This is a genomic window from Blastococcus goldschmidtiae (assembly GCF_031845325.1).
Lineage (GTDB): Bacteria > Actinomycetota > Actinomycetes > Mycobacteriales > Geodermatophilaceae > Blastococcus > Blastococcus goldschmidtiae.
In genome coordinates, this window is the sequence record NZ_JAVREI010000011.1 from 12,906 (window position 1) to 35,723 (window position 22,818).

At 74.4% G+C, this 22,818-nt stretch carries 22 protein-coding genes and 1 pseudogene; 6 read left to right on the forward strand and 17 right to left on the reverse strand.

What is annotated here, in order from left to right:
* Nucleotides 1-19 precede the first annotated feature (19 nt).
* From infB to rimP, 5 genes and pseudogenes are all read right to left on the reverse strand, one after another.
* Entirely contained in the window at nucleotides 20-1,855 is a 1,836-nt protein-coding gene (infB, locus tag RM425_RS14785; RefSeq protein WP_311346101.1) for a translation initiation factor IF-2, read from the reverse strand.
* A 948-nt stretch (nucleotides 1,856-2,803) separates the two neighbouring features.
* Nucleotides 2,804-2,947: pseudogene (locus tag RM425_RS14790) on the reverse strand (translation initiation factor IF-2 N-terminal domain-containing protein); the annotation flags it as partial.
* A gap of 177 nt (nucleotides 2,948-3,124) precedes the next feature.
* Nucleotides 3,125-3,430 carry a YlxR family protein gene (locus RM425_RS14795; RefSeq protein WP_311345985.1) on the reverse strand — a complete coding sequence of 102 codons (306 nt, stop codon included), beginning with the start codon at nucleotides 3,428-3,430 and terminating at the stop codon, nucleotides 3,125-3,127.
* Nucleotides 3,431-3,438: 8 nt separating this feature from the next.
* A complete protein-coding gene (gene nusA / locus RM425_RS14800) occupies nucleotides 3,439-4,557 on the reverse strand; it encodes a transcription termination factor NusA (protein ID WP_311345986.1) in 1,119 nt (372 codons plus the stop codon).
* On the reverse strand, nucleotides 4,554-5,225 hold the full coding sequence (rimP, locus tag RM425_RS14805) for a ribosome maturation factor RimP (protein ID WP_311345987.1): 672 nt from the start codon (nucleotides 5,223-5,225) through the stop codon (nucleotides 4,554-4,556). The genes nusA and rimP overlap by 4 nt, the downstream gene beginning before the upstream one ends.
* A 264-nt stretch (nucleotides 5,226-5,489) precedes the next feature.
* On the opposite strand from rimP, the gene RM425_RS14810 reads away from it, so the two are divergent.
* Together RM425_RS14810 and RM425_RS14815 are read left to right on the forward strand one after the other, a co-directional pair.
* Nucleotides 5,490-5,975, forward strand: coding sequence for a hypothetical protein (locus RM425_RS14810; RefSeq protein ID WP_311345988.1), 486 nt, complete (start codon nucleotides 5,490-5,492; stop codon nucleotides 5,973-5,975).
* A gap of 12 nt (nucleotides 5,976-5,987) precedes the next feature.
* Entirely contained in the window at nucleotides 5,988-6,452 is a 465-nt protein-coding gene (locus RM425_RS14815; RefSeq protein WP_311345989.1) for a ferritin-like domain-containing protein, read from the forward strand.
* 109 nt (nucleotides 6,453-6,561) lie between these two features.
* On the opposite strand, the gene RM425_RS14820 is transcribed toward RM425_RS14815, so the two are convergent.
* Genes RM425_RS14820 through RM425_RS14835 form a run of 4 tightly spaced genes read right to left on the reverse strand, consistent with a single transcriptional unit; the run spans nucleotide 6,562 to nucleotide 11,507 of the window.
* Nucleotides 6,562-8,454, reverse strand: coding sequence for a penicillin-binding transpeptidase domain-containing protein (locus RM425_RS14820; protein WP_311345990.1), 1,893 nt, complete (start codon nucleotides 8,452-8,454; stop codon nucleotides 6,562-6,564).
* Between the two features lie 31 nt (nucleotides 8,455-8,485).
* The gene (locus RM425_RS14825) at nucleotides 8,486-9,337 is read right to left on the reverse strand and encodes a GNAT family N-acetyltransferase (protein ID WP_311345991.1); all 852 of its coding nucleotides are present in this window, start codon (nucleotides 9,335-9,337) and stop codon (nucleotides 8,486-8,488) included.
* Nucleotides 9,338-9,362: 25 nt separating this feature from the next.
* On the reverse strand, nucleotides 9,363-10,523 hold the full coding sequence (gene ispG, locus RM425_RS14830) for a flavodoxin-dependent (E)-4-hydroxy-3-methylbut-2-enyl-diphosphate synthase (RefSeq protein WP_396137054.1): 1,161 nt from the start codon (nucleotides 10,521-10,523) through the stop codon (nucleotides 9,363-9,365).
* Between the two features lie 45 nt (nucleotides 10,524-10,568).
* Nucleotides 10,569-11,507 carry a LysR family transcriptional regulator gene (locus RM425_RS14835; RefSeq protein ID WP_311345992.1) on the reverse strand — a complete coding sequence of 313 codons (939 nt, stop codon included), beginning with the start codon at nucleotides 11,505-11,507 and terminating at the stop codon, nucleotides 10,569-10,571.
* Nucleotides 11,508-11,579: 72 nt separating this feature from the next.
* On the opposite strand from RM425_RS14835, the gene RM425_RS14840 reads away from it, so the two are divergent.
* A complete protein-coding gene (locus tag RM425_RS14840) occupies nucleotides 11,580-12,545 on the forward strand; it encodes an EamA family transporter (protein ID WP_311345993.1) in 966 nt (321 codons plus the stop codon).
* On the opposite strand, the gene RM425_RS14845 is transcribed toward RM425_RS14840, so the two are convergent.
* Nucleotides 12,461-13,780, reverse strand: coding sequence for a M50 family metallopeptidase (locus RM425_RS14845; protein ID WP_311345994.1), 1,320 nt, complete (start codon nucleotides 13,778-13,780; stop codon nucleotides 12,461-12,463). The two genes, RM425_RS14840 and RM425_RS14845, sit on opposite strands and share 85 nt — an antisense overlap.
* Before the next feature lie 35 nt (nucleotides 13,781-13,815).
* The gene (gene dxr, locus RM425_RS14850) at nucleotides 13,816-15,009 is read right to left on the reverse strand and encodes a 1-deoxy-D-xylulose-5-phosphate reductoisomerase (protein ID WP_311345995.1); all 1,194 of its coding nucleotides are present in this window, start codon (nucleotides 15,007-15,009) and stop codon (nucleotides 13,816-13,818) included.
* 159 nt (nucleotides 15,010-15,168) lie between these two features.
* Between dxr and RM425_RS14855 the strand changes: the two genes are divergently transcribed.
* On the forward strand, nucleotides 15,169-15,495 hold the full coding sequence (locus RM425_RS14855; RefSeq protein ID WP_311345996.1) for a DUF2631 domain-containing protein: 327 nt from the start codon (nucleotides 15,169-15,171) through the stop codon (nucleotides 15,493-15,495).
* Between the two features lie 59 nt (nucleotides 15,496-15,554).
* Here RM425_RS14855 and RM425_RS14860 read toward each other — a convergent pair whose 3' ends face one another.
* Both RM425_RS14860 and rlmN read right to left on the reverse strand, forming a co-directional pair.
* Complete coding sequence (locus RM425_RS14860) at nucleotides 15,555-16,298, reverse strand: VIT1/CCC1 transporter family protein (protein WP_311345997.1); 744 nt, start codon at nucleotides 16,296-16,298, stop codon at nucleotides 15,555-15,557.
* Nucleotides 16,295-17,473, reverse strand: coding sequence for a 23S rRNA (adenine(2503)-C(2))-methyltransferase RlmN (rlmN, locus tag RM425_RS14865; RefSeq protein WP_311345998.1), 1,179 nt, complete (start codon nucleotides 17,471-17,473; stop codon nucleotides 16,295-16,297). The genes RM425_RS14860 and rlmN overlap by 4 nt, the downstream gene beginning before the upstream one ends.
* A 90-nt stretch (nucleotides 17,474-17,563) precedes the next feature.
* Here rlmN and RM425_RS14870 point away from each other — a divergent pair, with 90 nt between their 5' ends.
* On the forward strand, nucleotides 17,564-18,328 hold the full coding sequence (locus RM425_RS14870; protein ID WP_311345999.1) for a polyphosphate kinase 2 family protein: 765 nt from the start codon (nucleotides 17,564-17,566) through the stop codon (nucleotides 18,326-18,328).
* Between the two features lies 1 nt (nucleotide 18,329).
* On the opposite strand, the gene RM425_RS14875 is transcribed toward RM425_RS14870, so the two are convergent.
* Nucleotides 18,330-18,980, reverse strand: coding sequence for a TrmH family RNA methyltransferase (locus tag RM425_RS14875; protein ID WP_311346000.1), 651 nt, complete (start codon nucleotides 18,978-18,980; stop codon nucleotides 18,330-18,332).
* Nucleotides 18,977-19,963: a DUF2332 domain-containing protein gene (locus tag RM425_RS14880; protein WP_311346001.1), complete on the reverse strand. Its 987-nt coding sequence runs from the start codon at nucleotides 19,961-19,963 to the stop codon at nucleotides 18,977-18,979. The genes RM425_RS14875 and RM425_RS14880 overlap by 4 nt, the downstream gene beginning before the upstream one ends.
* A gap of 17 nt (nucleotides 19,964-19,980) precedes the next feature.
* On the opposite strand from RM425_RS14880, the gene RM425_RS14885 reads away from it, so the two are divergent.
* Nucleotides 19,981-21,090 carry a GNAT family N-acetyltransferase gene (locus RM425_RS14885; protein ID WP_311346002.1) on the forward strand — a complete coding sequence of 370 codons (1,110 nt, stop codon included), beginning with the start codon at nucleotides 19,981-19,983 and terminating at the stop codon, nucleotides 21,088-21,090.
* A 12-nt stretch (nucleotides 21,091-21,102) separates the two neighbouring features.
* On the opposite strand, the gene RM425_RS14890 is transcribed toward RM425_RS14885, so the two are convergent.
* Both RM425_RS14890 and frr read right to left on the reverse strand, forming a co-directional pair.
* The gene (locus RM425_RS14890) at nucleotides 21,103-22,206 is read right to left on the reverse strand and encodes a phosphatidate cytidylyltransferase (protein ID WP_311346003.1); all 1,104 of its coding nucleotides are present in this window, start codon (nucleotides 22,204-22,206) and stop codon (nucleotides 21,103-21,105) included.
* Between the two features lie 23 nt (nucleotides 22,207-22,229).
* On the reverse strand, nucleotides 22,230-22,787 hold the full coding sequence (gene frr, locus RM425_RS14895; protein ID WP_311346004.1) for a ribosome recycling factor: 558 nt from the start codon (nucleotides 22,785-22,787) through the stop codon (nucleotides 22,230-22,232).
* Between the last annotated feature and the right edge of the window lie 31 nt (nucleotides 22,788-22,818).

Here is a 22,818-nt window from a genome sequence, read left to right on the forward strand (position 1 = left end):
GCCTCCCTGCTGATCGGACTCAGACGCGCGGGATCTCGCGCATCTCGAACGTCTGGATGACGTCGTCGGGCTTGATGTCGTTGAACGACCCCAGGCCGATACCGCACTCGTAGCCCTCGCGGACCTCGGTCGCGTCGTCCTTGAAGCGGCGGAGGGACTCCACCGTCAGGTTGTCGGCGACCACGTTGCCGTCACGCAGCAGACGCGCCTTCGAGTTACGGACGATCGTCCCGGAGCGGACCAGCGAACCGGCGACGTTGCCGATCTTGGGCACCCGGAAGACCTCGCGGACCTCCGCCGAGCCGAGCTGGACCTCCTCGTACTCGGGCTTGAGCATCCCCTTGAGGGCGGCCTCGATCTCGTCGATGGCCTGGTAGATGACCGTGTAGTACCGGACGTCCACGCCCTCGCGGTTGGCGAGCTCGGTGGCCTGCCCCTCGGCCCGGACGTTGAAGCCCAGGACGATGACGTCGTCGGCCAGCGCCAGGTCGATGTCGCTCTTGGTGATCCCACCGACGCCGCGGTGGATGACCCGCAGCGAGATGTCGTCGTCGACCTCGATCTTCATGAGCGCCTCTTCGAGCGCCTCGACGGTGCCCGAGTTGTCGCCCTTGATGATCAGGTTGAGCTGACGGGTCTCCTTGAGGGCGGCGTCGAGGTCCTCGAGGCTGATCCGCTTGCGCATGGAGGCGTTCTGCGCGTTGCGGATGCGGGCCTGGCGGCGGTCGGCGATCTGCCGTGCCACCCGGTCCTCCTCGACGACCAGGAACGTGTCGCCGGCGCGCGGCACGGACGTCAGACCGACGACCTGGACCGGACGCGCGGGCAGGGCTTCCTTGAGCTTGTTGCCGTGCTCGTCGAGCAGCGACCGGACGCGACCGTAGGCGTCACCGGCCACGATGGAGTCGCCCTGGCGCAGCGTGCCGCGCTGGACCAGCACCGTGGCGACGGGGCCCCGGCCCTTGTCCAGCTTGCCCTCGATGACCACACCCTGCGGGTCCTGCTCGGTGTTCGCGCGCAGGTCCAGCGAGGCGTCGGCGGTCAGCAGGATCGCCGTGAGCAGCTCGTCGAGGCCCTGGCGGTTGATCGCGGAGACGTCGACGAACATCGTGTCGCCGCCGTACTCCTCGGCCACCAGGCCGTACTCGGTGAGCTGCTGACGGATCTTGGCGGGGTTGGCCCCCTCCTTGTCGATCTTGTTGACCGCGACCACGATCGGCACCTCGGCGGCCTGGGCGTGGTTGAGCGCCTCGACCGTCTGCGGCATGACGCCGTCGTCGGCCGCGACCACGAGTACGACGATGTCGGTGACCTTCGCGCCACGGGCACGCATCGCGGTGAACGACTCGTGACCCGGGGTGTCGATGAAGGTGATCGGACGCTCGTTGTGCTCCAGCTCGGTGACGATCTGGTAGGCGCCGATGTGCTGGGTGATCCCACCGGCCTCCTTCGAGACCACGTTGCTGTGCCGCAGGGCGTCGAGCAGCTTGGTCTTTCCGTGGTCGACGTGACCCATGACGGTGACCACCGGCGGACGGGACTCCCAGTCGCCCTCCTCACCCTCTTCGTCGCCGAAGGTGAGGTCGAAGGTCTCGAGGAGCTCGCGGTCCTCGTCCTCGGGGCTCACGACCTGGATGACCCAGCCGATCTCGGCACCGAGGAGCTGCAACGTGTCGTCGTTGACCGACTGCGTCGCGGTGATCATCTCGCCCAGGTGGAACAGGGCCGTGACCAGCGCGGCGGGCTCGGCGTTGATGCGCTCGGCCAGGTCGGTCAGCGAGGCGCCACGAGGCAGGCGGACGGTCTGTCCGTTGCCCCGGGGCAGGCTGACGCCGCCCATGCTGGGCGCCGCCATGGAGTCGAACTCCTGACGCCGCTGCTTCTTGCTCTTGCGACCGCGGACCGGACCGCGACCGCCGGGACGGCCGAAGGCGCCGGCGGTACCGGCACCCGAGCCACCACGGCCACGGCCGCGGGGACCGCCGCCGCCACGGAAACCGCCACCGGCCGGCGCGCCGGCGCCGGGCGCGCCACCGCCGCCACCGGGACGGAAGCCACCGCCACCGCCGGGACCACCCGGACGGCCACCGCCGCCGGGACCGCCGGCGCGCCCACCGGGGCCACCGGGCCCACCGGGACGACCGCCGCCGGGACGACCGGGCGCCATGCCCGGGGCCGGCCGCTGCGGCATCATGCCCGGGTTCGGGCGCGGGCCGCCGGCACCGGGACCCGGGCGGGGGCCACCGGCGCCGGGAGCGGGACGCGGGCCGCCGGGGCCGGGACGCGGGCCACCGGGACCGGCGGCAGGACGCGGACCACCCGGAGCGGCGGGACGGGCACCCGGCGCGGCCGGGCCGGGCCGGGGCCCGGCGCCTGCGCCGGGCACGGGACCGGGCGCCGCGGCCGGAGGTGCGGCCGGGCGGGGCGAGCTGAACGGGTTGTTGCCGGGGCGCGGGGCCGGACGCGGTCCGGGTCGCGGACCGGCACCGGCAGGCGCGCCACCACCGGCAGCGCCGGGACGGGGCGCGGCCGGACGAGCGGCCGGGGGCTGCTGGGTCGGAGCGCTGGCGGCCGGGGCCTGCGGAGCGGGCGCCGCCTGGCGCGGAGCGGCCGGAGCAGCCGGAGCGGCCGGAGCCGCGGGCTGCGCTGGCGCACTGGCTGCGGGCGCCTGCGGCGCCGGAGCGGCCGGCCGCGGCCCGGGGGCAGGAGCGGACGGACGGGACGCCGCCGGCCCGGGACGGGCGGCGGGTGCCGCCGGAGCGCTGGGGGCTGCGGCGCCGCCGGTGGCGGCGCCCAGGGCCTCACGGAGCCGTCGGGCCACGGGGGCCTCGACGGTCGAGGAGGCGGACTTCACGAACTCGCCCTGCTCCTTGAGCGTGGCGAGCACGGTCTTGCTGTCGACACCGAACTCCTTGGCGAGTTCGTGTACGCGGGCTTTGCCTGGCACGGGTCTCCTCGTGTGTGAGGCCGGCGGCTTGCCCGCTCGACCTCGTCGTTAGTGGCGCATGGTCATCGTGAGAACTTCACGGCTGAGTCATCCGACGATGTCCTGTCGACATGCGGACCGGCCTGGTGCCGGTCCGACGTGGAACTGCTGGTGAGGTGGGGTGCAGCGGTGCCGCACTCACTCGCCCGTCCCGGGCCGCGGCCCGGCGACCTCCGAGGAGGAGCCGAGGACGAGGTCCCGGAGCGGACCGACCTCCAGCGGGCTGCCTCCGGGGAGGCGCAGCGCCCGGGTGAAGGCCCGGCGTCGCTCCGCTGCGCCCAGGCACTCCGGAGTGGGGTGCACCGACGCTCCCCTTCCGGGGAGCCGCCGTCTCGGGTCCGGGACCAGGGCCCCGGAGCTCTCGACGACACGCAGCAGATCGGTGACCGGAGCGCGTCGCCGGCAGCCCACACAGGTGCGCTCCGGGATCGACGTTTCGGCCACCCTGCACTCTAGCGCGTCGTGGGTCCCCGGTGTTCCACGCGTCGGGGCGGAGTACGGGAAGCGCTCGGACGTCCCCCGGACGGGGCAGCCGGCGCCCCGGACCGCAGGGGCGCCCGGCCCACGCCCGGCGAGGGCTCGGCAGCCGCGTCCTCGGCCTGGGCATCGCTGCGGATGTCGATCCGGCAGCCGGTCAGCCGGGCCGCCAGGCGGGCGTTCTGCCCTTCCTTGCCGATCGCCAGGGACAGCTGGTAGTCCGGCACCACCACGCGCACGGCCTTGGCCTGGGGGTCGACCACACGGGCGTCGGAGACCCGCGCGGGGCTCAGCGCCTGGGCGACGAAGGTGGCGGGGTCGTCGGACCAGTCGACGATGTCGATCTTCTCGCCGTGCAGCTCGCTCATGACGTTGCGCACCCGCTGGCCCATCGGGCCGATGCACGCGCCCTTCGCGTTGAGCCCGGGCACCTTGGTGCGGACGGCGATCTTCGAGCGGGCCCCCGCCTCGCGGGCGACCGCGACGATCTCGACGCTGCCGTCGGCGACCTCCGGCACCTCCAGGGCGAACAGCTTGCGGACCAGGTGCGGGTGGGTGCGGGACACGGTCACCTGCGGACCGCGGAACGTCCGGGCCACCGACACCACGTAGGCCTTCAGCCGGCTGCCGTGGGCGTAGTTCTCCCCCGGCACCTGCTCCGTCGGGGGCAGCACGGCCTCGACCTTGCCGATGTCGATCAGCACGGTGCCCTGCACGTTGCGGCGGTCGTGCGCCTGCACGATGCCGCTGACGATGTCGCCCTCCTTGCCGGCGTACTCACCGAAGGTCTGCTCGTGCTCGGCGTCGCGCAGCCGCTGCACGATGACCTGCTTCGCCGTGCTCGCCGCGATCCGGCCGAAGTCGCCCGGGGTGTCGTCCCACTCCCGGACGACCTCGCCGTCGGCACCCAGCTCCTGCGCCAGCACCGCGACCTCGCCGCTCTTGCGGTCCACGTGCACGCGGACGTGCTTGGCGGCGCCGTCGGCGTGCCGGTAGGCGGTGACCAGGGCGGTCTCGATCGCCTCGATCACCGTGTCGGCGGGGATGCCCTTCTCCCCGACGACCGCCTTGAGCGCGGTGACGTCGATGTTCACTGTGCTCCTCCTCGCGCCCGGGGCGCGTTCCCGGACGCGACGTCGTCGCCGAGCTCCGGGTCGTCGATCACGTCGTCGTCGGTCGGTTCGTCCAGCGGGTCGTCCTCGGGGAGCTCGTCGCCGGACGCCGCGTCACCGGCGGGAGCGCGCCCGAACTCCACCTGCACGCGGCCGTCGCCGAGCTCCGCCCACGGCACCTGCCGCGGCGTCGGGGGACGCTTCTTCGCACCGGGCTTGCCCTGCGCCTCGACCGCGAGCGTCACGCCGACGTCGTCCACGGCGGTGATGCGCCCGGTGACCTGGTCCCGGGAGCCGGCCGGACCGGCGGCCACGGTGACGAGGCGACCGGTGTTGCGCCGCCAGTGCCGCTGCTCGGTGAGCGGCCGGTCGACGCCGGGGCTGGAGACCTCCAGGACGTAGGGCGTCCGGCCCATGCCGTCGTCGGCGCTGTCGAGGACGTCGGACACCGCGCGGCTCACGTCGGCGATGTCGTCCAGGGTGACCCCGGAGTCGCGGTCGACCACGACGCGGACGACGCTGCGCCGCCCGGCGGGGGTGACGACCAGCTCCTCGAGGTCGTATCCGGCGTCCTCGACGACGGGCTGGATCCAGCCGCCCAGGCGAGCGGTGGCGGGGTCGGTGCGGGGGGTGCCACGAGAGGCGGACACTTCTACCTCCTCCAGGCTCGGGCGGCCGCAGGGTGCGGGGCGCCTCCCCGGGGACGCCCCCGGCGCTGCCGGGGGAAGGATTCCGAGGGAAGGTGCCAGGTTACCGCCCGGCGAGGGGGCACGGGACCGGGCACCGGGCGCACCGCTCCCCGGGCCGTGGGGCTGGAGCGACGGGCGTGGCGGTGCGGACCGGGGAGCCGACGCGGACCGCGTCCGGCCCGTGCGTGCCGACCCGGAGGACCGGGGGCTGCGAGGATGGCACCGATGTCTCCGCTCCCCTCCCCCGGCTCCCGGGGTTTCTCCCGGCGCACCCTGCTGGCCGCCTCGGCGGCCGGACTGGCGCTGGCCGCGGCGGCCTGCACGTCGTCCCCGCCGGACGAGCGCGAGCGGGTGACCGGCGAGCAGGCCGACCAGCTGCTGGGGCAGGTGGGCGTCCAGGAGACGCTCGTGGCCGCCTACACCGCGGCCGGGGCCGCCGATCCGGCGCTGGCCGGAGAGGTGGCGGAGCTGGCCGCTCAGGCCACCGAGCAGCTCGAGCGGCTCAGGCAGGCAGCACCCGGAGCGACGCCGAGCTCGTCCTCCCCCGGCACCCCGGCCTCGCCGGCCGAGGCCCGATCCTGGCTGCGCGAGCAGGTGTCCACCGCGGCCACCTCGCACGCCGCAGCCGCCCTCAACCAGTCCGGCGCACGGGCGGCCCTGCTCGGCTCGATCTCCGCGGGTCTGCGCGGACAGGACGGACTGCTGGCATGACGGGAACCCGCAATGGCTGACGACGGTGCCGGCGAGGGCGCCCAGGACCTGACCGCGGAGAACGCCGCCCTCGAACAGGCCCTGGCCGCGGAGCACGCCGCGGTCTGGGGATACGGCGTCGTCGGTGCGGCGCTGGCCCCGGGCGCCCGGGGGACGGCGACCACGGCCGAGGCCGCGCACCGCGACGTCCGGGACACCGTGGCCACGCTGCTCTCCCAGCGGTCGGTCGAGCCCCCGGGGGCGAAGGGCGGCTACGCGCTGCCCTTCCCGGTGCTCTCGCCGACGGACGCCGCGGCGCTGGCCGTGGTCCTGGAGGACGGCGCCGTCGCCGCCTGGGTGCGGGTGCTCGACCAGGCGGCCGAACGGAGCACGCGGGAGCTGGCACTGGAGGCGCTCACCGGCGCCGAGGTGCGGGCGGTGGGCTGGCGCGCCGCCGCGGGCCAGACCCCCGTCACCCGGGCTCTCCCCGGTCTGTGAGACCGCCGTCCTCCGGACGCGAGAAGGACTTCCCTGCCCCCGACCGCTCGCACGCTCGGGACGGGCCCGTGCAGGGAGGCCGCAGGGCCCCGCTCCCCCGTCGGCAGGGTCAGCCCAGCGCCCCCAGGAAGGCGTCCGCGACGGCCACGGCGGCGCTGCCGGACTGACCGCCCTCGACGAGGACGGCGAAGGCGATGGGCCCCGCCGCACCTCCGGTCCGGTAGCCGACGAACCAGCCGTGCGAGTCGGGCGGGGTGTTGGTCCCGTACTCCGCGGTACCCGTCTTGCCGTACACCTCGCCCCGCGCGGCCAGCGCCGTGGCGGTACCGGTGAGGACCACCTGACGCATCATCGGCCGCAGGGCCTCGAGCACCTCCTGCCCGGGGCCCTCCGGAGCCGGTCCGGCCGGCTCCGCGTCCACCACCTCGACGGGGGCAGCCGGGGTGCCGCTGGCGATCCCGGCGGCCACGAGCGCCATCTGGGCCGGGCTCACGAGCACCTGGCCCTGGCCGATCATGTTCGCCGCCTTTGTCGTACCGGTGCTGTCCGCGGGCACGCTGCCGGAGAAGATGTCGACGGGCAGCTGCCAGTCGGTGCCCACCCCGTACGCGGCCGCCGCCTCGGCCAGGGCCGCGTCGGGCAGCTGCAGCCCCTGCTCGATGAACGTCGTGTTGCACGACTCCGCGAAGGCCTCGGTGAACGGCACCGTGCCGAGGTCGAACTGGTCCTGGTTCTCGAACTCGCGACCCTCGACGACCGTCGTCGCGGGACAGGGCACGGTGGTCGCCGGGGTCAGGGAACCGGTCGAGAGCAGCGCGGTGGCGGTGATCGCCTTCATGCTCGATCCGGGCGGGAAGCGTCCGGTCAGGGCGTTGGTCGCGTCGGCGACCTCGTTGGAGGAGACCGCGAGGAACTCGCCCGTGCCCGGACGGACCACGACGAGGTGGGTGGGCTGCTGCTCGCCGGCCACCGCCGCGTCCGCGGCGTTCTGGATCGCCGGGACCAGGGGTGTCTGCACGGGCTCCCCCGGCACGGGCTCGACGGCGGCGATCTCGCGTCCCTCGTCCTCGATGCTCTCGTCGAGGGCGGTGACCCGGACCGTGAACCCGGCCGTGCCGGTCAGCTGGTCCTGGAAGGCCCGCTGCAGGCCGGAGGTGCCGAGCTGGTCGCCGCCGGCGTAGCGGGGCTCGTCGTCCTCGCTCGACTCCTCGAGGATCTCCGCCGTCGCCGCCCCGACCCGGCCGAGCAGCGCCTCGGCGAAGCCGGCCGACGGCGCGAGCAGCCGGGTGTCGGTCGGGAAGACGGCGCCCGGGAGGTCGAAGACCTGGGCGCGGATCGCCTCGAACGCCGGCCGGCGCAGCGTGATGACCGGGACGAACTGGCCGGCCGGAGCGGCCTGGACGTCGGCGGTGATCTCGTCGGCGGCGATGCCGGTGGCGTCCGACAGCGCCGCGGCCAGCGCCGGCAGATCGGTCACCTGCCCGGGGTCGACGCCGACGTTGACCACCTCGGTCGGGGTGAACAGCGCAGCGCCCGCGGCGTCGGTGATCGGCGCCCGCTCCGGCAGGCGGCGGTCCAGCTCCAGGTGCTGGCCCTCACCGAGCTCGGGGTGCACGAGGGTCGGCTCGGCGACGACCTCCCATCCGTCGTCGCCCTCGGTGAGCCGCAGGGAGGCCGCGTAGCTCCAGTCGGGGGCGGCGGCGAGGTCCCAGGTGGCGGTCCAGTCCGCGGTGGCCGCACCGTCCTCGACGGTGACCTCGCCCAGTTCGCTGGACAGCTGCGCGTCGGGCAGGTCGGACGCGGTCTGCTCCAGCAGCGCGGTGGCGGCGTCCGGGTCGGTGGTCGCGGCCGCGGCAGCGGCGGCGTCCCCGCCGGCCCAGTCCGCGAGGAAGGCCTGCGCGGCCTCGCGGACCTCGTCCTCGCCACCGCCGGAGCAGGCGCCCAGCACGGGCCCCGCGAGGAGGAGGGACGTCAGCAGGACCGGACCGGATCGGGCGCGCACCACGTCAGCTTGGCAGAGGGACCCGACGGTTCTAGAAGAGCACGCTCGAAAACTCCCCCACCTCGCGGAAACCCACCCTGCGGTAGGCGGCGCGGGCCGTGGCGTTGAAGTCGTTGACGTACAGGCTGACCACCGGGGCGAGCGTCGACCGCGCGTACTCGACGACCGCGGCGGTGCCCGCGGCGCCGATGCCGGTGCCGCGGCGCTCGGGGGCCACCCAGACCCCCTGCACCTGGCAGGCCGCCCGGCTCACCGCCCCGATCTCGGCCTTGAACACGACCTGCCCGTCCTCGATCCAGGCCAGGGACCGCCCGGCCCGCACCAGCTCGGCCAGCCGGGCGCGATAGCCGGCCCCGCCGTCGGTGCGCAGCGGGCTGACGCCGATCTCCTCGGTGAACATGGCGACGGCGGCGGGCAGCAGGGTGTCCAGCTCCTCGGGGCGCACCGGGCGGACGCGCGCCTCGGGGGCGATCGCCGGCGGGCCGTCGATGGCCAGCAGCGGCTGGCGGGCGCGGTGGTCGCGGGCCGGTCCCCAGGCGGGCGCCAGCAGGTCCCACAGCGGTGCCACCGAGGCGGCCGGGCCGACGATGGTGCTGCAGCGGCGCCCGGCGCGGCGGGCGCGCTCGGCGAAGGCGGCCGCGGCCGCGCGCTCCGCACCGGGGACGGCGAAGGGGATCAGGTTCGCCCCGGCGAGGCAGACGGCCTCCAGCGACCGGCCCGAGCCGAAACCCCACAGCGGGGCCCCGACCGCCACCGGTGCCGTACCGGTGAGCTCGACCCGGCCGGCCAGCACGCAGCTCGCGACGGGATCGGTGGCCAGGAGCCGGTGGACTGCGGGCTCGTCGGCCTCGTCGAGGACGCGAGCGGTGGGCGATCGGAGCACGGGAAGAGGGGCGGGCGCGAGCCGGTCAGCTGACGGAGACGACCGGCGGCCCGGACGGCACGCCCGCGTCGGTCTGCTCGGCGGCGATGCGCAGCGCCTCCTCGATCAGGGTCTCGACGATCTTCGACTCGGGCACGGTCTTCACGACCTCGCCCTTGACGAAGATCTGCCCCTTGCCGTTGCCCGACGCCACGCCGAGGTCGGCCTCACGCGCCTCGCCGGGGCCGTTGACGACGCAGCCCATGACCGCGACGCGCAGCGGCACCTCCATGCCCTCCAGGCCGGCGGTCACCTCGTTGGCGAGCGTGTAGACGTCGACCTGGGCGCGGCCGCACGAGGGGCAGCTGACGATCTCCAGCCCGCGCTGCTTGAGGTTCAGCGACTCCAGGATCTGGTTGCCGACCTTCACCTCCTCGGCCGGCGGGGCCGACAGGGAGACGCGGATGGTGTCGCCGATGCCCTGGCTGAGCAGCGCACCGAAGGCGACGGCGGACTTGATCGTGCCCTGGAAGGCGGGGCCGGCCTCGGTGACGCCCAGGTGCAGCGGGTAGTCGCACTGCGCGGCGAGCAGCTCGTAGGCGCGGACCATCACGACGGGATCGTTGTGCTTGACCGAGATCTTGATGTCGCGGAAGTCGTGCTCCTCGAACAGCGAGCACTCCCACAGCGCCGACTCGACCAGCGCCTCGGGCGTGGCCTTGCCGTACTTGGCGAGCAGCCGCTTGTCGAGGGAGCCGGCGTTGACGCCGATGCGGATCGGCGTCCCCGCGTCCTTGGCGGCGCGGGCGATCTCGCCGACCTTGTCGTCGAACTTCTTGATGTTGCCGGGGTTGACGCGCACGGCCGCGCAGCCGGCGTCGATGGCCGCGAAGACGTAGCGCGGCTGGAAGTGGATGTCGGCGATGACCGGGATCTGCGACTTCTTCGCGATCGTCGCCAGCGCCTCGGCGTCGTCGGTGTCGGGCACGGCCACCCGCACGATCTGGCAGCCCGAGGCGGTCAGCTCGGCGATCTGCTGCAGCGTCGCGTTGATGTCGGCGGTCTTGGTCGTGCACATCGACTGCACGCTGACCGGGAAGTCGCTGCCGACGCCGACGCCGCCCACGTCGAGCTGGCGGGTCTTGCGCCGCGGAGCGAGGACGGGCGGAGGGGCAGCGGGCATGCCGAGACCGACGGGGATCGCCATGCCTCCAGTATCCACCGGTCCGCCACACGGGCGGCCGGCGCGACCTCAGACGGCGTAGGAGCCGGCCTCGGCGACCAGGGCGTCGAGGACGACCTGCACCGACCGGCGGGCGGCGCGGTCGGGGCGCATCAGCGCCTCGATGACCCGGCCCGCCCGCAGATCGGCCAGCGGGACGAGCGCCAGACGGCCCTCGGCCCGGTCCAGGGTCGTGTGGCGCGGCAGCAGCGCGACGCCGTGCCCGCGGGCGACCAGCTTCTCGGTCAGGGGCAGGTGCGTCGTCCGGCGCACGACCCGCACCGGTGACCGCGCCTGGGCCGCGACGGCGGTCAGCACCCGGTCGATGGGGAACTCGGCCGGCGGCACGATCCAGTCCTCGTCGATCACGTCGGCCGGGGTGACGCGGTCCCGCCCGGCGAGCGGATGGTCCAGCGGCAGCGCGACATCGAGCGGCTCACGGAGCAGCAGGCGGACCTCGATGCCGTCGCGCGGCGGTGGCACGACGTCGTCGGAGCGGTGGGCGACGACGACGTCGTACTCGGCGGTCAGGCCCGCGAAGTCGTCCTGCAGCACGTCCTCGTCGAACGTCTCCAGGACGACGTCGGGGTGCTCGGCCAGGCGGTCGAGGAGACCGGGGACGAGCAGCTCGCCGGCCGAGTGGAAGGTGGCCAGCCGGACGGTCCCGCCGACCCCGCCGCGGTAGCGCTGCCAGTCGGCCTCCGCGGTGGCCAGGGCGGTGGAGACCGTCGCCGCGATGCCGGCCAGCGCCCGGCCCGCGTCGGTGAGCCGCACCCCCCGGCCGGCCCGCTCGACCAGCACGACGCCGAGCCGCCGCTGCAGCACCTTGAGCTGCTGGGACACCGCCGACGGGGACAGCGTCGTGGCGCGGGCCACCGCGGTCACCGAGCCGTGCTCGGCCAGCTCGCGGAGCACGGCGAGGTGGGCGACGTCCACCCGTCCCCAGAGGTCCTGCCCACCGTCGACCATGAAGCGACGCTACAAGGTCGGTTCTCCGGATTGCGCTTGTCCTTCAATGCGCTCGGCCCGAGGCTCGACGGCGTGCCCCTCCGCGACCGACTGCTCGCCTGCCTCGTCGCCGTCTGCTGGGGCGTCAACTTCCCCGCGACGGCGCTCGCCCTCGAGCACTTCCCGCCGCTGTTCATGGTCGCCCTGCGGTTCGCCCTCGTGGCCCTGCCCGCGCTGCTCTTCGTGCCCCGGCCGCCGGTGCCGTTGCGCTGGCTGATCGGCGTCGGCCTGGGCATCGGGATCCTGCAGTTCGCGTTCCTCTACCTCGGCATGGCCGCCGGGATGCCCAGCGGGCTGGCCTCGCTGGTGCTCCAGGCCTCGGCGCCGTTCACCGTCCTGCTCGCCGGCGTCTGGCTGCACGAATCGCTGTCGGCCCGGCAGCTCGCCGGCGTCGCCATGGCCGTGGCCGGGCTGGCCGTCATCGCCGTCCACCGCTCCCTGACCGCGGCGTGGCTACCCCTCGTGCTCACCCTGTGCGGAGCGCTGGGCTGGGCGATCGGCAACGTCTGCAGCCGGCAGGCCAAGGCGCCCAACGGCCTGCACCTGACGCTGTGGACGGCGGCCGTGCCGCCGTTGCCGATGCTGGCGCTGGCCCTGCTGGTCGAGGGGCCCGGGCGGATCGGCCGGTCGCTCGCCGACGCCACCACCGCCGAGGCGCTGCCGTCGGTCCTCGGACTGCTCTACGTGGTCGTCGTCGCGACGCTCGTGGGTTACGGGCTCTGGAACTCGCTGCTGTCACGGCACCCGTCGAACGTGGTGGCCCCGTTCTCGATGCTCGTGCCCGTGGTCGGCGTGCTCGCCTCGTGGCTGGCCTTCGGCGAGGTGCTGGACCCCGTGGAGCTGACCGCGGGGGCCGTCGTGGTCCTCGGCGTGCTGATCGGCTCCCGACCGGCCCGGCCGGCGTCCCGGCCCGCTCAGCCGGCGATGAGGATCGGGTTGACGATGTCGGCGATGAACAGCAGCGCCGACAGCACCAGGAAGAGCCCGGCGACGACGTAGGCCACGGGCATCAGCCGGGCGATGTCGAAGGGCCCCGGATCCGGCCGCCCGCGCAGCCGGGCGACGGTGGCGCGGGCCTTCTCGTACAGCGCGCCGGCGACGTGGCCGCCGTCGAGCGGGTAGATCGGCACCAGGTTGAACAAGAACAGCACCAGGTTCATCCCCGCGAGCAGTTGGAAGAACAGGCTGATCTTCTCGGTGCCGGTGAACCGCTCGAGGGAGAAGACCTCGCCGGAGATGCGGCCGACCCCCACCACGCCGATCGGCCCCAGGGGGTCGCGCTCCTCGCCGAGGAAGGCTGCCCGGAACAGTGCCGGCACCCGCTCGGGGATCTCGACCAGCCGGTCGACCGCCCGGGCGGTGTACTCACCGATGAAGCCGGGCACGGCGGTGACCGGCTGCCGGACGTAGGCCGACGCCGCCGCCACCCCCATGTAGCCCACCGTCTCCGTCCCGTCGGCCTCGCCGTCGCCGTCGGAGTCGACGTAGACCTCGTTGGCGATGGGCGTGACCGTCAGGTCGAGTTCCCGGACGGCGCCGTCCTCCTCCCGCTCGACGGTGAGGACGATCGGGGAGCCGATGCTCTCCCGGATGGCCTCCTGGACCTGCTCCCAGCCGGACACCTCGTCGTCCTGGCCGGTGTCGGGGGTCGTGGACACCGGCCGGCCGTCGATCGCGACGATGGTGTCGCCGGCCTCGATCCCGGCCGCGGCGGCCGGTGACGGCGGCGCGTCGTCCGGGCATTCCCGGACCGCGGCGGTGGCCGGCAGCACGCACTCCGGGATCGCGCTGATGGTGGTCGTCGTCGCCGGGATGCCGAAGGCGGTGAGCACGATGGTGAAGAACAGCACCGCCAGGACCAGGTTGTGGAACGGCCCGGCGAACATGACGATGATCCGCTGCCACCACGGCTTCTTGTAGAAGACCCGGTCGCCGTCGGTGGGCAGGACGTCGTTGAGCGCCTGGCCGCGCACCTCGGCGATGAAGCTGCGCATGCGGGTGGCGCGCTTGCTCTCGTTCTCCTCCGCCGGCGGGATCATCCCGACGATGCGGATGTAACCGCCGAGCGGGATCCCCTTGATGCCGAACTCGGTCTCGCCGAAGCGGCGCGAGAAGACCGTCGGGCCGAAGCCGACGAAGAACTGCGGCACGCGCATGCCGAACTTCCGCGCCCAGAAGAAGTGCCCGAACTCGTGGAACCCGATGCTGAACATCAGGCCCAGGGCGAAGGCCACGATCCCGAGGACCGTCAGCAGGATCCCGCTCAGCTTCAGCCTCCGATGAGTCCCCGGGCGTGCTCCCGGGCCCACTTCTCCGCGGCGAGGACGTCCTCGACGCGCGTGGGGACGCCGAGGTCCGGCGCCTCGTCGAGGGTACGCGCGACCAGCTGGACGATCCCTGGGAACGAGAGCCGACCCGCCGTGAACGCGGCGACCGCCTCCTCGTTGGAGGCGTTGTAGATGGCCGGCGCCACACCGCCGGCCTCTCCGGCCGCCCGGGCCAGCCGGATCGCGGGGAAGGCCTGCTCGTCGAGCGGGAAGAACTCCCAGGTGCTGGCGGCGGTCCAGTCCAGCGCCGGCTGGACATCGGGGAGCCGGTCGGGCCAGGCGAGGCCGAGCGCGATGGGCAGCCGCATGTCCGGCGGGCTGGCCTGGGCGATCGTCGCGCCGTCGGCGAAGGTCACCATCGAGTGCACGATCGACTGCGGGTGCACCACGACGTCGATGTCGGCGTAGGGGACGCCGAAGAGCAGGTGCGCCTCGATGAGCTCGAGACCCTTGTTGACCAGCGTCGCGGAGTTGATCGTGATCACCGGGCCCATGTCCCAGGTGGGGTGCGCCATGGCCTGCTCCACGGTGACCTGCTCCAGCTCGGCGGCCGAGCGCCCCCGGAACGGTCCCCCGCTGGCGGTCAGCACCAGCCGGGCCACCTCGCTCCGGCGCCCGGCCCGCAGGCACTGCGCCAGCGCCGAGTGCTCGGAGTCGACCGGCACGAGCTGGCCGGGGCCGGCGGCGGCGAGGACGAGGTCACCCCCGGCGATCAGCGACTCCTTGTTGGCCAGCGCCACGGTGCGGCCCGCCCGCAGCGCCGACAGCGTGGGGCCCAGTCCGATGGAGCCGGTGATCCCGTTGAGCACGACGTCGGCGGGGCGGGCGGCCAGCTCCTCGGCGGCCCGCGGCCCGGCCAGGATCTCCGGCAGCGCGTACTCGCCGCGGGACCAGCCGCGCTGCGAGGCCGCGGCGTAGAACGCCAGCTGCAAATCCTGCGCGGCGGTCGCCTTCGCGACGGCGACGGTCCGCACGCCGAGGCTGAGCGCCTGCTCGGCCAGCAGGGCGACGTCCCCTCCGCCGGCGGCCAGCCCCGTGACGCGCAGCCTGTCCGGGTTCTGCCGGGCGACCGCGATGGCCTGCCGGCCAACAGAACCGGTGGAGCCGAGAACGGTCACCTCGCGCTGCGTCGTCACGGCTGCATCCTCCCCGACCCCGGCGGCACGCCGGGACGGGGTGACCTCGCCGGGTGTCCGGGCCGGCGGGCTGACAGAATGCGGGACGAGACCGTGCGAGCCAGCACGTCGTACCGCAGGGCCGCCGGACGCGGCCGACGAGCGTCAGCAGGAGGCCCCGTGAGCGAGGCACTTCACCGCAGCCGGATCACGCAGGACAACTCGGCCACCGAGCGGGTCAACCAGCCCGGGCGCGAGGAAGGCGTGGTCCGCGCCGGAGCGCACCCCGTCGTGCACGAGGAGCCGGCCGACTGGGGATGGCACGGCGAGACCGGCCGGTGGGGCCGTCGCGCCGCCTGGGTGACGGTGCTCATCGTGCTGGCCTACATCTTCGGCAACCACGAGGGCCGCGTCGAGGACCTGTGGGTCCTGGGCACCGCCGCGCTGCTGGCCGCCATCCTGGTCTGGGACATCTTCCGGCGGAAGAACGCCTGGCGCAGCCGCTGACGCGCTGACGCATCCCGGAGGCCGGTTCCCGTCGGGGACCGGCCTCCGTGCATCCGGCCTCAGGTGACGCTCACGCCGATCGCCGCGCCGATGAGGTAGGTGATGCCCGCGGCCGCCGCGCCGAACAGCAGCTGGCGCCCCCCGCCGTACCACCAGGGGCGCGGGGTGAACCAGGACGACAGCGCCCCGGCGACCATCAGCCCGAGGCCACCGCACACCAGGGCGGCCCACAGCAGGGAGAAGCCGAACAGGTACGGCAGCAGCGGGATCAGCGCGCCGACGCCGAACGTCACGAAGGACGACACCGCCGCGACGACGGGCGAGGGCCGGTCCTCCGGATCGAGGCCGAGCTCGGCCACCACGTGCAGCCGCAGCGCCGTCTCCGGGTCGCGGGACAGCTGGACGGCGACCGAGCGGGCCAGCCGGTCGTCGACGCCCCGGGCCCGCAGCATGTCGACCAGCTCGTCCAACTCGCCGGCGGGGTTGCGGGCCAGCTCCCGGCGCTCCTTGTCGACCTCGAGCTCGAGCTGCTCGTTCTGCGTCTTCACCGACGTGTACTCGCCCAGCGCCATGGAGATCGCGCCGGCGACCAGGCTGGCCACCCCGGCGAGCACGATCGCGCGCGGAGCCGCGCCGCCACCACCGACACCGGCGACGAGGGCGGTGTTGGTGACCAGCCCGTCCATGGCGCCGAAGACGGCGGCACGCAACCAGCCGCCGGACACGTCGGCGTGCTCGTGCTCGATCCGGGTGGTCTCGGTCGGCCCCGGCACGGGGGCGGGATGGCCGCCCGCGGTGCTCACCCGTCGGCCTCGGCACCCAGCTCGACCGGCGGCTCCACCGACGGGGTCGGCACGGCGACGCTCGGGACGCCGAGGTCCACCGAGTCGGCCGCAGCGAGCTGGCCGCACGCCCCGTCGATGTCCTGGCCCCGGGTGTCGCGCACCGTCGTCGGCACGCCCGCGGCACGGAGCCGGGCGACGAACTCCCGCTGGGCCGGCAGCGGGCTGGCGTCCCACTTGCTTCCCGGCGTGGGGTTGAGCGGGATCAGGTTGACGTGGGCCAGCTTCCCGGCCAGGAGCCGGCCGAGGAGGTCGGCGCGGAAGGGCTGGTCGTTCACGTCGCGGATGAGGGCGTACTCGATGGAGTAGCGGCGGCCGGTCTTCCGTGCGTAGGCGTCGGCGGCGTCGATGACCTCGCCGACCTTCCAGCGGGTGTTGATCGGCACCAGGGTGTCGCGCAGCTCGTCGTCCGGGGCGTGCAGGCTGACCGCGAGGGTGACGTTGCGGCCCTCCTCGGTCAGCCGCCGGATCGCCGGCACCAGGCCCACGGTGGAGACGGTGACCGAGCGCTGGGACAGGCCGAGGCCGTGCGGGGCGGGCGTGAGTAGCGCGTCGAGGGTCTTGCGCACCCGGGGGTAGTTCGCCAGGGGCTCGCCCATGCCCATGAAGACCACGTTGGACAGCCGCCCGGGGCCGCCGTCGAGCTCGCCGTCCGCCATGGCCGCGGCGGCCGCGACCGCCTGGCCGATGATCTCGGCGGCGGAGAGGTTGCGGGTGAGCCCCTGCTGCCCGGTGGCGCAGAACGGGCAGGCCATGCCGCATCCGGCCTGGCTGGAGATGCAGACGGTGGCGCGCTCGGGGTAGCGCATGAGCACGCTCTCCACGAGGGCGCCGTCGTGCAGCCGCCACAGCGTCTTGCGCGTGCGCCCGTCGTCGGCGGTCTGGTGCCGGACGACGGTCAGCAGACCCGGGAGCAGCGCCTCGGTGAGGGTCTCGCGCGCCGCCGCGGGCAGGTCGGTCATCTGCTCGGGATCGGTCACGCCGCGGTAGTAGTGCCGGGCCAGCTGGTCGGCGCGGAAGGCCGGCTGACCCAGCTCGGCGACCGCCGACCTGGCCTCGTCCCGGGTGAGGTCGGCGAGGTGGCGCGGCGGCTTGCCGCGGCGGGGGGCGTCGAAGATGAGGGGCAGGGCAGTCATGGCCCACCCATCGTCCCACTCCCCCGGGCCGGCGACCGGGTCCGGAGACCGAACTCACCCCTGCGACCCGTTCCTGGCAGGGTGACCGCCATGAGCCGGCTCGCGGACGTCGACCTGACCGCTTCCTTCGACAAGAAGGAGGGGAAGCAGCAGCTGGCGCGGGCCCAGCACCGGCTGACCCACCTGCGGCTGGTCCTCGGCGGTCAGCTCGGGCCCGGGACCCTCGGTCCCCCGCTGCTGGTGCTGTTCGAGGGGTGGGACGCCTCGGGCAAGGGCGGTGCGATCAAGCGGCTGGTCCACCCCCTCGACCCCCGGCACTCGCGGGTGGCGCAGTTCGCCGCACCCACCCACGACGAGAAGCGGCACCACTTCCTGTGGCGGTTCTGGCCGGTCCTGCCCGGCTGGGGCGGGATGACCGTGCTCGACCGCAGCTGGTACGGCCGGGTGCTCGTCGAGCGGGTGGAGGGCTTCGCCGAGGAGGCGGAGTGGCGCCGGGCCTACCAGGAGATCGTCGACCTGGAGACCACGCTGGCCGCCGAGGGCGCGATCGTCGTCAAGTTCTGGATGCACCTGTCCGCCGAGGAGCAGCTGCGGCGCTTCGAGGCCCGGCAGGCCGATCCGCACAAGGCCTGGAAGCTCACCGAGGAGGACTGGCGCAACCGCGACAAGCGGGTGGCCTACGAGGCCGCGGTCGAGGAGATGCTCGAGCGCACCGACATCCCCGTCGCGCCGTGGCACGTCATCGCCGGCGAGGACAAGCGGTGGGCCCGGGTCGCCGTCGTGCGCACCGTCTGCGACGCGGTGGAGGCCGCACTCCGCGCCCGCGGCATCGACCCCGACCCCCAGTCGGCCTGAGCTACCGGCCCGGTCCGGGGCCGGCGTACTGACGGACCCAGGTGTGCATCGCGATGCCGGCGGCCACGCCCACGTTGATCGACCGGGTCGAGCCGAACTGGGCGATGGACACCGTCAGATCGGCACCGGCCCGCGCCTCCTCACTGAGGCCGGGGCCCTCCTGCCCGAAGAGGAGCACGCAGCGCCGGGGCAGCTGGGCGGTCTCGATCGGCACGGCGCCCGGTGAGTTGTCGACGGCGACCACGGCCAGCCCGTCGGCCGCCGCGAAGGCGAGCAGCGCACCGACGTCGGGGTGGTGGCGCAGGTGCTGGTACCGGTCGGTGACCATGGCACCCCGGCGGTTCCAGCGGCGCCGCCCCACGATGTGCACCTCCGCCGCCAGGAAGGCGTTGGCGGTGCGCACCACCGTGCCGATATTCAGGTCGTGGCCGAAGTTCTCGATCGCCACCGAGAAGCCGTGCCGCCGCTGATCCAGGTCGGCGACGATCGCCTCGACGGTCCAGTAGCGGTACGCGTCGACGACGTTGCGCCGGTCGCCATGGGCCAGGAGCTCCGGGTCGTAGCGAGGGTCCTCGGGCCAGCGACCCTCCCACGGGCCGACGCCGACGGTCGTCCCCCAGTCGGTGGGTCCGGCCGGCTCCTCATCGCTCACTCCCGGGATGCTCCCAGCCCGTCCGGGAGCCACTCCAGCCACCCACCGTGCGGCGCCGATCGGGCCAGCGGCCGCCCGTCGAGGGAGACGACGAGTGCCGGGCGCCGCGGGTCCGCCTGCAGCGCCTCGGTTCCCGGGACCAGCCCGGGCGCCTCCTGCGCCAGCCAGCGGACCGGGAGCTCGTCCATCCGGGCCACGAACGCGGCACGCGCCGCATCCGTCAGGTACGGCAGCACGGCGGTGTGCATCACGACGACGGTGCATCCCTCCGGTGCCAGCTCCAGGGCGTCGGGGAGCCGGTCCAGGAGGTCGCCGGTCAGCATCGTCGCGGGCTCGGTCCGCGCGACCTCGGCCACGGCGTCGATCCGGCGGAGCCGCTCCTCGGCGGCCGGGCCGGGCCAGACGAGCGCGCGCAACCAGGCGCGGACGTCGGGATCCGCCGGGTCGAGCGGGTTCAGGTCGACACCGATGCGGGCCACCACGGCCGGCACGGTCCGCGGCACGGGCACTCCGCCCGAGGTGGAGACCGACAGCTGCAGCGGGCTGTCCGGCCCCACGGGCACCCCGTCGTACTGGTAGGAGTACCGGTCGGGGTAGAGGCACAGCCCGGCCGAGGCGCCGACCTCGACGAGCGCCAGCGGACCGTCCAGCAGCGCGAGCACCGGCAGCAGCGCCCCGCACCGGGCCGGCTCGTTGGTCTGGGTCGCGCGGGCGAGCATCGTCTCGCGCAGCCGGTCCCCGTCCGTCGCGACGACCCGGCGCAGCTCCGCGCCGTCGGCGGGTGCGCCGTGCAGGAGCTGGAGGGAGGCGAACAGCAGGTTGGGCTGCTCCTTGCCCGGGGGCAGGGCGGCCAGGAAGGACAGGACGTCGTCCGAGTCCGCGACCTCCCCTGCCAGCCGGGCGTACAGCGGCGAGGTGGGTGCGGCCTCGGCCACGAACCCGCGGTACCGGCGAGCGATCCGGGCGTTCTCCTGGTCTGCCACCGGGGCAGGATCGCAGGGTGGCTGCCGACGTCCTCGTCCACCTGATCGAGCCGGCCGCCTGGCGGGCGGCGCTGACCCACGGTGCGGTGCGGCCGCCGTCGCTCGAGGCGGTCGGCTTCGTGCACCTCTCGACGCCGGACCAGGTGCACCTGCCCGCGCAGGCGCTCTTCCCGGGTCGGCGCGACCTGGTGCTCCTGGTCGTGGATCCCGCGCGCCTGCCCGATCCGGTCCGGTTCGAGCCAGGCCGGCCCGAGGACCCGGCCGGCATGCTCTTCCCGCACCTCTACGGCCCGCTGCCGGCGAGCGCGGTCGTCGCCGTCGTCCCGCACCGGCCGCCGGTGCCCCCGGTGCTCCCTTCCCCCGACGACGCGCTCGCCCGGGCGGTGGCCCACTACGCGTCCGTGCCGGTCCGTCGGGCCGTCGGAGTCGGCGACGTCCCCGGCGGCGTGGCGGTGCTCGATCCCGACGTCCCCGCGTCGCGGGACAACAACCGCCTGCTGCTCACCGAACCCGTCGGCGCGGCGGCCGTGGCCGCGGCGGCCGAGGAGGTCGGCGGCAACGCCGGCTGGCCGCACCGTGCGGCGCTGCTGGCCTGGCCGCAGGCCGGACCGGTCGCGGCGGACCTGGCGCGGCAGGGCTGGGAGGTCGAGGAGCTCGTGCTCATGGCCCGCTCCCCCGCCGGGCCGTCGACGGCGGCGACCGACCTGGTGGAGGTGGTCGCGCAGTCCCAGGTGCACCAGCTCTGGGAACGCTCCTGGCGGCGGGACCTGGCCGGGATCGAGCGGTTGGACGCCGCGGTCACGCAACTGGTCGCTCGCGAACGGCTCAACGACCGCGTGGTGGCGGTGACCGACCTGGTGGTCCGGGAGGCCGGCCAGGTGGTCGCCGCCGCGCAGCTCCGCGTGGACGGCGGCACCGCCGCGGTGGACTCGGTCATGACCGATCCGGACGCCCGCGGCAGGGGGTACGGCGATGCGCTGCTGGCGCGTGCGCTGGAACTGGCCGCCGGGGCCGGCTGCGACCTCGTGGTGCTCGAGGCGGTGGCCGACGACTGGCCGCGGCACTGGTACGGCCGGCGCGGGTTCGCCGAGGTCGGCCGCACCTGGTCGGTCTGCCGTCCGGCGTAGGGCCCGGCGGGCTCAGACGGGCGCGAACAGCGAGAGCAGCAGGTAGGCCACCGCGGCCGACGGCAGCAGCGAGTCCAGCCGGTCCATGAGCCCGCCGTGCCCGGGGAGCAGGTTGCCCATGTCCTTGATGCCGAGGCTGCGCTTGATGAGCGACTCGCCGAGGTCGCCGATCGTGGCCGTGCTGGCCATGGCGATCCCGAAGAGGACGCCGCCCCACCAGGGCTGGTGGAAGGTGAGGGTGAACAGCAGGACGCCGATGGCCACGCAGGCCAGCACCGAGCCGGCCATGCCCTCCCACGACTTCTTCGGGCTGATGGACGGCGCCATCGGGTGCTTGCCGAAGAGCACGCCGGCGACGTACCCGCCGACGTCGCTGCCCACCACCGTGATGATGAAGGCGAGCACCCGCGCCACGCCGTCGTCGGGCACGACCAGCAGGACGGCGAACCCGGCCAGCAGCGGGACGTACAGCGCGACCAGCACGCCGGCGGCCGCATCGCGCAGGTAGCCGGCCGGGCCGTCAGCCAGCCGCCAGAGCAGGACCGCCAGGACCGTCGCCAGGAACCCGGTGACCAGTCCCGTCGGGCCGCGGCTCCAGGCCAGCACGAGCATCGCCACCGCGCCCACCAGGAGCGGCACCATCGGTACCCGGAACGCCCCGGCCCGCAGCGCGCGCGTGAGTTCGACGACCCCCACGAGGATGGCCGCGACCACCAGGCCGACGAACGCTCCCCGCCAGACGACCAGCGAGCCGATGATCAGGGTGCCCAGGCCGAGGGCGACGCCCATCGCCGCTCGCAGGTCACGGCCGGCCCGGCCGTGGCCGGTCACCGGCTTCTCCGTCTCCGGCAGCTCACCGGTGGGCACCTCCACCGCCTCGTCGGCACCGGCCGGGGCGACCGCCTCCGTGCCGGCCGGGACGACTGCCGGCGCCTCCACCGTCTCGTCGGGGACGCTCACCGGCGTCCGGGCGGGCAGCGGTGGCACCGGCGGGACCGCCCGCGACCGGGAGACCGGCCCGGTGTCGGCCGGCGACCGCCCGGGAGCAGAGCCGGGCGGCACGGGCGACGAGTCCGGGCGCAGGGCGCCCGGGCGGTCGGCGGAGGGAGGCGTCATGGGCTTGGAGCCGTCGTCGGAGGTCAGACCTCGAGCAGCTCGGTCTCCTTGTTCTTCATCGCCTCGTCGACGTGCGACACGTGCTGCTCGGTGAGGTGGTCGAGCTCCTTCTCCGCGCGTCGGACGTCGTCCTCGCCGGCCTCGCCGTCCTTGTTGATGCGGTCGAGCTCGTCCTTGGCCCGGCGGCGGATGTTGCGGATCGCCACCTTGGCGTCCTCGCCCTTGGCACGGGCCTGCTTGACCAGGTCGCGACGGCGCTCCTCGGTCAGCTGGGGGAACACCACCCGCAGGATCTGGCCGTCGTTGGTCGGGTTGACGCCCAGGTCGCTGTCGCGGATGGCCTTCTCGATGGCCGTCAGCTGGGTCATGTCGTAGGGCTTGATCACGGCCATGCGGGCCTCGGGCACGGTGATGGAGGCCATCTGCGGCACCGGGGTGTAGGCGCCGTAGTAGTCCACCATGATCTTGCTGAACATGGAGGGCGCGGCCCGGCCGGTGCGCACCGAACCGAGGTCCTCGCGGGCGACCGACAGAGCCTTGTCCATCCGCTCCTCGGCATCGAGCAGGGTGTCGTCGATCACGGGTAGTCCCTCCTGCGGCGGCCGGGCCGCG

Bases quoted from the DNA above. Each gene is read 5' to 3' on its own strand.
- RM425_RS14810 (WP_311345988.1), top strand. From the start codon at position 5,490: ATGTCTCCGCTCCCCTCCCCCGGCTCCCGGGGTTTCTCCCGGCGCACC.
- RM425_RS14870 (WP_311345999.1), top strand. From the start codon at position 17,564: ATGAGCCGGCTCGCGGACGTCGACCTGACCGCTTCCTTCGACAAGAAG.
- infB (WP_311346101.1), bottom strand. From the start codon at position 1,855: ATGGCGGCGCCCAGCATGGGCGGCGTCAGCCTGCCCCGGGGCAACGGA.
- RM425_RS14890 (WP_311346003.1), bottom strand. From the start codon at position 22,206: ATGACGCCTCCCTCCGCCGACCGCCCGGGCGCCCTGCGCCCGGACTCG.
- RM425_RS14815 (WP_311345989.1), top strand. From the start codon at position 5,988: ATGGCTGACGACGGTGCCGGCGAGGGCGCCCAGGACCTGACCGCGGAG.
- RM425_RS14835 (WP_311345992.1), bottom strand. From the start codon at position 11,507: ATGGTCGACGGTGGGCAGGACCTCTGGGGACGGGTGGACGTCGCCCAC.
- rlmN (WP_311345998.1), bottom strand. From the start codon at position 17,473: ATGACTGCCCTGCCCCTCATCTTCGACGCCCCCCGCCGCGGCAAGCCG.
- ispG (WP_396137054.1), bottom strand. From the start codon at position 10,523: ATGGCGATCCCCGTCGGTCTCGGCATGCCCGCTGCCCCTCCGCCCGTC.